9 protein-coding genes are annotated in these 7,219 nt (G+C 41.8%); all 9 read right to left on the reverse strand.

Translation table 11 applies throughout. From position 1 onward, the window contains the following. Nucleotides 1-222: 222 nt before the first annotated feature. Nucleotides 223-414 carry a hypothetical protein gene (locus V6C93_RS15330; RefSeq protein ID WP_333477533.1) on the reverse strand — a complete coding sequence of 64 codons (192 nt, stop codon included), beginning with the start codon at nt 412-414 and terminating at the stop codon, nt 223-225. Then, on the reverse strand, nt 392-1,291 hold the full coding sequence (locus tag V6C93_RS15335; RefSeq protein ID WP_333477534.1) for a glycosyltransferase family 2 protein: 900 nt from the start codon (nt 1,289-1,291) through the stop codon (nt 392-394). Before V6C93_RS15335 ends, V6C93_RS15330 begins: the two co-directional genes overlap by 23 nt. Nucleotides 1,292-1,309: 18 nt before the next feature. Next, a complete protein-coding gene (locus V6C93_RS15340; RefSeq protein WP_333477535.1) occupies nt 1,310-2,104 on the reverse strand; it encodes an FkbM family methyltransferase in 795 nt (264 codons plus the stop codon). 42 nt (nt 2,105-2,146) lie between these two features. Next, nucleotides 2,147-3,382 (reverse strand): glycosyltransferase family 1 protein, encoded by a 1,236-nt coding sequence (locus V6C93_RS15345; protein ID WP_333477536.1) that lies wholly within the window; start codon nt 3,380-3,382, stop codon nt 2,147-2,149. After that, nucleotides 3,379-4,302 (reverse strand): NAD-dependent epimerase/dehydratase family protein, encoded by a 924-nt coding sequence (locus V6C93_RS15350; RefSeq protein WP_333477537.1) that lies wholly within the window; start codon nt 4,300-4,302, stop codon nt 3,379-3,381. Before V6C93_RS15350 ends, V6C93_RS15345 begins: the two co-directional genes overlap by 4 nt. Before the next feature lie 58 nt (nt 4,303-4,360). Continuing rightward, nucleotides 4,361-5,095 (reverse strand): acyltransferase, encoded by a 735-nt coding sequence (locus V6C93_RS15355; protein ID WP_333477538.1) that lies wholly within the window; start codon nt 5,093-5,095, stop codon nt 4,361-4,363. Nucleotides 5,096-5,240: 145 nt separating this feature from the next. Continuing rightward, nucleotides 5,241-5,894, reverse strand: a complete 654-nt coding sequence (locus tag V6C93_RS15360; protein WP_333477539.1) for an acyltransferase — start codon at nt 5,892-5,894, stop codon at nt 5,241-5,243. Nucleotides 5,895-5,936: 42 nt separating this feature from the next. Beyond that, complete coding sequence (locus tag V6C93_RS15365; protein ID WP_333477540.1) at nt 5,937-6,167, reverse strand: hypothetical protein; 231 nt, start codon at nt 6,165-6,167, stop codon at nt 5,937-5,939. Nucleotides 6,168-6,472: 305 nt separating this feature from the next. Continuing rightward, a partial coding sequence (locus V6C93_RS15370; RefSeq protein ID WP_414644185.1) for a polysaccharide ABC transporter ATP-binding protein occupies nt 6,473-7,219 on the reverse strand: 747 nt, incomplete at its 5' end.

Consider the following 7,219-nt stretch of genomic DNA (forward strand, 5'->3'; position numbering starts at 1 on the left):
TCAGAATTGTGGAAACCGATAATGCTCTATTGGCTTTAATTAGCGCCGCCTATATAGCAAGCGTCAGATGGATAAGCTACACCCCCACAAAGAGCCGATGGGCATTTCCCAGCCTATAGAAGGCTTGTGTTAACGGAAATAAAACCCCTGTAGAGCATCGATTGCTACTGAAGTTAGGGAGCGATCGCTTCTATTCTTTCTTACAGTTCCTACTAACCTGAATCAGGATAAAGGCTGAGCGAAGGCTAACGCCAGGGTTCCCCTAGCTCCCGTAATGCCGCTAGGCTCGTCACGCCAACACTCGTTACCTTGCGATCGCCCTTTGTGGGGTGCCGTAGGCCATCGCACAACACGGTTAACCTGTAGCAGCTGAGGAAATTCACACAGGTTATTAATAAAATTTGTATTCTTCAACCTTCCAGTAACTGTCTGGTGAGTCCAGGTTAGTTCTAACTATACGTTTCCCAACATAGCTATACATTGGCTGACTTAATGTACGAACTTTAGGAATTTTATTGAGTCTCAATTGTAGTGCAATACTTCGATAATAGTTAGGCGACCAGTTGAATAAAGTCCGCATTCGGGTTAGGGATTTTTGAGCCTCTACTAGATATTGCTCAAGCTGACGGCTCCTTTGATTGGGTTGATAGCGAAATCCACCCAGTGGCGAAGGAGTTCCGTATAAGTCTGCATGGGAGTAAAAGCGAGACCACAGGTCAAAGTCGCCAGCTAAACTAAACTCAGTAGCAATAGAGCCACCCACTTTTTGCCAAAGATCACGCCTCCAAAATGTCGATTCTTGTTGAATCCACCCTAGGCATGTTTTATTCTCACCAGGTAGGTAAAAACCATCGAGATAAGCTTTTCTTGAGTAGCCAGCGATCGAAGTAATTCCATAACAAAATCCATGCCAGTCCCAATAAGCGGGGGCGAGGGTTGTTAACCAATCGACTTCAGGCAGTTCGGACATGATACTCCCGACTGTTTTTAACGTCCAAGAACAATACATGTCGTCACTGTTAAGCCATGCCATAATCTCACCTGTGGAGTAGGAAAACCCTTTGTTAATTGCATCGTATTGCCCAGCATCGGGTTCGCTGCACCAGAAGTGAAGATGCTTTTCGTATTTTTTGATAATTTCTACGCTTCCATCTGTAGAACCGCCATCAATGATAATGTACTCAAGGTTAGGATATCCCTGGCTTAGGATGCTCTGAATCGTTGCCTCAATAAATTCAGCCTGATTAAAAGAAGGAGTGACTAAAGAAATTTTAGGGAAGTCCTTAAGCATAATGAGTCTGAATCCTTCTTAGCTGATTAATTGCTTAGTCAACTCTGCTCTTTGCTCTCGTGTTGCATAAAAATGATATTTTCTGAGCTGACTTTGCTCACGGACAAAAGCGATATCAACTTGAGACATCGCTCCGTCTAACAAACGATATTGCAAGTCAAAGATGTCATAGGCAACAAAGCCCTGTTCTTTCATAAAAGTCATGCAGTCATAGATTTGTGGCCCATCTTTGAAGAACTCAAAAAATGAAACTTCAAGAATGACAAGTTCTGTGTCTTTCAGAACTGTCTGCGCTCCTTTTAATACCTCTAACTCATAACCTTGCGTATCAATCTTGATTAGGTATGGCCCTTCTATTCCCCGCTCGGAGCAAATATTATCCAAGGTCATTCCAGGAATCGTTCGTTCTATACCATTGACATCAGAATCTTCTTCTTCTTTATAAAAGGATGAGCCTACCAGGTCAGGATGGACGTTGATCACCAGATTACCAGGTTGAGGCGTCGCAGCAGCAATAATATATTCAGCTTGCTCCAGCTTATCCACCAAGGAATTAAGGTGAGGGATGTATTCTTCAAGTGGTTCAATCAAGATATGTCTGGCTTCAGGAAATACCTCATATAAGGCAGGAGTTCCACTAGCTGCACCAACATCAATGATGGTTTTAGGTTGAAGCCCATTTTGGCAAGCTTGGCTAAGACAACCATACATTGATGCTCTAGGAGTTTGCGCGATCGCTTGTCTTTTTCGATGAATCTCAAGACCCAATAACGCCAGAGTTCTGTTCAGTAACTTTTTGGATAACTTTAGCATTTTATAGTTCTCGTAGTCCAGCCGATAGTAATAAAAAGACCTTCAAAAATAAGAATTGAATTTTATTGATGGTGAAATAACTTCTTGAACAAGTTTGACAAAGGTAGCACCAAATTCCTGAGTACGTCTAGGACGTTGTTCCCGCGCCAATGTTTCTAGCTCGTAATCAGGACCGGGTTGATGCTCATCAAATACCCTCACTAGAGCATCTGCCAGTACCTCGGGTTCGTGAGGATTAAAGAAAATTGCATGAGGGGGATTTTGCTCTCGATGGACAGGAATATCGGACAAAATCATGCGTTTGCCAACGGACTTTGCTTCTTCCACAGTTGTACTCCATCCTTCAAAAATTGAGGGTTGTAATACCGCTAAAGCTTGACGCATTAGTTGGTAAAGATGAGTGTGAGGAACTAAGCCAAGAATAATCAAACGATCGCGCAGCCCCAGAGTTGAAATCGTTGGCAACAGTTCAGCAAAGTAGAGGGGGTGGCGAGGCTCATTGGTATTGCCAGTGCAAACAATTGTAATTTCAGGATGTTTTTCCTTGAGGAGTGTTAGTGCCTGGATGACAACGTTATGATTCTTGTGTTTCCAGAATTGATTGGGTAAATAAACGAATCGATCAGGTAAATGATAGTACTCACAAACCCAGGCAGGATTTGAATCATATATATCTGGTGGGACTTGTGCTACAAACGAAAGTACTCTGGCTTTATGGACGGCTTGAGGAGCAAAGCGTTTAAAATCTTTCAAGGCATCCTGACTGCTGAGAATAATGCGATCGGCGTGTGCCGCAACTCCTGAGAAAAGCTCATCCCGTTCTTGAATCTCTTGTGACGAGAACATTTCGGGCAGATGCAAATGCTGAAAGTCTGGTATCCAAGACAAGAGTGGCACACTGAAATTAGAACCATACTCTAGGTTTGTGAACAGACAATCTACCTGATGTTCGCGCAAGCACGACGCAATTGGCGGTTCAGGTTCCCGCCAAAGACCCAAATATTTCTGGGTGCGAATCAACTGGCGTTGCCAAAACTGTGGTATCGGCGGAACGGGAGGCAGGTGGAGTACTTGATCGATGTAATCGCTCAGACTACTGTAGCTGCTAAGCTGTGCTTGGTGCAGTACCACAAGTATAATTTCAGGACAACAAGACCTGTCTAGCGACTTGAGCGCCACAAATAGATTTTTGAGGTAGTGATTTCCTGCTGTCCACTGCGTACTGGTCAGGTTGGTAAAGGCAATGCGTAGAGGTCGGTTTTTAGATGTTAACGTCATACACCCACTAGCTCCGCACGACACCAGTGTGCAAAGGTTTTTACACCTCGCTCCAGAGGAACACACGCCGTAAATCCCAAAGCCTTCAATTTCGATATATCAGCTTGCCAGTTAAGGGGCGTTCCTGGAGGGACCACTCCATCAAACTGAGGAGTACACTCAGCTTGTAAAGCATCTATAACGATATGTGCCAACTGTGCGATCGCTACCTCTTGACCTGTCCCCAGATTATACACTTCACCCTGCATGGGGGCAGAAGTAGCAACGACGCCCAAAGCTTTGGCAATATCGAGAGCATGGATAAAGTCTCGACTTTCTTTGCCAGTGCCTTGTAATGTCAAGGAGTTTTGGGTGATAACTTTTTGGCACATATCCCAGAGTACCTGACGACGCAAGCCCGGACCATAGGCGGAGAAAATCCGCAAGCTAGCTGTTGGTAGGTGGTAAACTTTAGCAAACTCTAGGCATAACTGCTCACATTGCCATTTATGAAAGCCATAGGGAGAGATAGGAGCAGGTGCCTGAGATTCGCTTATAGGTAGTGTTTCAGGGTTACCGTAAACGGCAGCACTGGATAGTAAAATGAAGCGGCAGCTAGGAGCATTGAGGCGCAAGGTGTTCAGAACTTCAAATGTCAGCATTGTACTGCCATAAAAGTCGGCTACCGGATCGGTCATGGATAAACCCACAGAGGCACGACCTGCACAATGAATACAAACTTGAGGAGACTCCTGCTGGAGCAGACCACTGAATGTTGTATCCGGCAGTTGAAGACGGTGGTAGGTTGACAAATTAGAGAGGGGTGCATTTTCCGGAGGAGAGTTATCAATGCCAATGACAGACCATCCCTGCTCCGAGAAATGACGAGCAACGTAGCGTCCAATAAACCCTGCAACACCTGTTACTAGGATAGATGTCATAAATTCTAGTATCTACTTTTATTGCCTATTCGTAGAAAAAACTTTTCTGAGTTTAGCTTCACAAATCCCCCAACAGTTTACTGCTTGCAATTACGGGCATTTGAATCACAGGATAGCTTTTTCTTAGGTTTTCTAGATACTCCGTTTCAGCAAGAAGATATTTATCTCCGTCTTCAGGATATCGCTCGACATTGACCCAACTTTGCAACTGTAAGTCAAAGCGCTTGATGATACGGCAAGGATTTCCTACAACTATACTTAAAGGAGGAATACTTTTGGTTACGACTGTTGCTGAACCAATGATTGAACCATAGCCTATACTTACACCTTTTAAGATAGTCACGCTTGCTCCAAGCCAGCAGTTTACTCCCACATTTATAATGCCGCCATTTGTTGTGCCCGCGATGATATAGGGTAAAAAGGGAGAAGTGTAAATATGGTCACTTCCTAAAAAATGACAATCAACACCCGTTAAGCAGTAGTCACCAATCTTTATATAATCTCCAGAACTAAAAAAATTCCTTCTACCAATAAAACAGTTATTGCCGATAATCAGACCTATCTTTTCTGTCTCGCGATGATTGATGTTTATCCAGGTATCTTGTCCAATACATGAATGATGACCGATTTTTATATTTTTCCACCCCAGAACCTGGACAGATGGATCGACATACGACTCTTCCCCAATATTTGGGTGTTGTTGCCTCTGGAATAATATCCTAAATTTATTTTTAGCTTTTCTTAATTTTTCGATTATTGCTGGTGGTACTTTAGAACGTATGAATTGCTTCATTTTTTTAGAATTATCAAGCTAATTTTTTAGGTATGGCTATCCGATTTGCTTGACTAAATATTTTTAGAGCAATAGTATTACATCTAATTCCAGCGTCCAAGCCAGTATTTACTAGTCAATCGGTAAAATTCAATTCCTAGCTCTCCTAAGTTTTTAATTCAACGGCTTTAACCACTCTAGCTGGATTACCAGCAACAATAACCAATGGAGGAACATTTTTAGTGACAACTGAACATGCACCTACAACAGAACCTTTACCAATTGTTACGCCTTTAAGAATTGTAGAATTAAATCCTATCCAAACATCGTCTTCTATATTAATAAATTTTGATTCTATATCAAAATCATTAGCTTGAAGATTATCATTTGACATAAGAGCTACAAAATGTTTATATCTGAACGCCTGATCAATAGAATGAGAATTAGTATCATGAATGTTGACATTGTGTGAAATAAAGACTCTATTTCCAATCGTGATTGAATCAGCAGACCATATACGTGTATCTTCTCCAACATAGCAATCTTTGCCAATCTGGATTTTTCCGGCGTGTGGGAATACACGTAGTTGTCCCCTAATAACTGAATTTTCTCCTATCTTAATTAATTCAGGATTTCCTGAAAGGTTTTCAACAGTTGCATTGGGCAGAACTTTTACGGATGAATGTATGTTGGCATGATGATCAAATATTTGCTGTCTCTTAAGACTTTCTCCAAATTCAAGAAGACTCTTTATATAGAGATAAATTCTATACTTGAATCTTTTATGCAATGACGAAATATATTTACTCAAAAAACTCATCAGTCTCTAACCCCTTTAGCCAGTCCGAGGAGCATAAGCTTATTAATCGGGTAACACCCAACTCCAGAGGGATTCAATATCATCACGGACTATTGGCCTGATTACCTTAGCTGGAACTCCCACAGCAATGGAGTTAGAGGGAATGTCTTTGCACACGAGGCTTCCAGCCCCTATCACTACATCATCTCCTATACTTACTCCTGCAAGTATAGTGACATTAATTCCGCACCAGACTCGGTTACCAATTTGAATGGGTCGAGGTGTAGGTGCCATACTTATTGGTTCGTGCGCTCCAGTTTCCAAATGTAAGCCAATAGATCCTAGAAAATCATCGCCTATTACGATGGGAACGTGGTTTATGATTCTTACATAATCCCCTAGAGCGCATCGCTCACCCAAAACTAAATTTCCATCTCTTAGTAACCGTAAATCTCTGCCTACAAATAAAATTTTGCCGTGCTGAATTTTTCGCATCCTAAAATAAAGACGCCTTAAGTATAAAGCATCCTTAGAAGATTCAGCAAAATGGGCTTCTATTTCCGAAAGAAACCATATAAGCTCTAAAATAATTTTACGAATTAGCGCCATACTAATAATCCTGGGCCACAAACTCCTTTCCATTGCTCAGCCGTTGTCCAAGCTGACATATTGCCAACAAATTCCACATCAAATGTTAGACATTCTATCAGACTTTCAAATAATTCATAGTTTCTTTCACCCAAAAAGATATCGAGGTAGTATTGTCCAGGTGCAAGTGCATAAGGAGGTATCTGACATTCACGCTTTGAGTCTCTATCATTCAGAGGAGTTTCATTGAATTCATCGCTACTGTGATGAACCCATATTCCTTGACTGTTACGGATAACGAGACAAATGACTAATCCTCTATTGTTACACGTTTCCAGGTCGAATTTAATCCGAATTGGGCGATCGATATGAAAATTAGTATCTTTGACATTATCTTGATAAATTTCTATCTTTTTAAAGTGAGGATAGTCGAGAGGCTTCAAGGCTGTATATAAAGAATTTCCAGAAATACCCGGCCTGCTGTAAGAGGCAATTGCCTTATCAATTGAGCCATCAATAAGACTTTTGCCTTCCTTTAAAAGAATGCCTCTTTTGCATAAAGCTCTTATTGCACCCATGTTATGACTAACAAATAAGACTGTCCTACCCTCTTTAGCAACATCTTTCATTTTGCCCAGACATTTTTCCTGAAACTGTGTATCGCCTACAGCTAGCACTTCATCGACAATCAAAATTTCTGGTTCCAAGTGGGCAGCTACGGCAAATGCTAAGCGCACATACATTCCGGAAGAATAACG

It is taken from the genome of Allocoleopsis sp., assembly GCF_036703385.1.
Taxonomy (GTDB): domain Bacteria; phylum Cyanobacteriota; class Cyanobacteriia; order Cyanobacteriales; family Coleofasciculaceae; genus Allocoleopsis.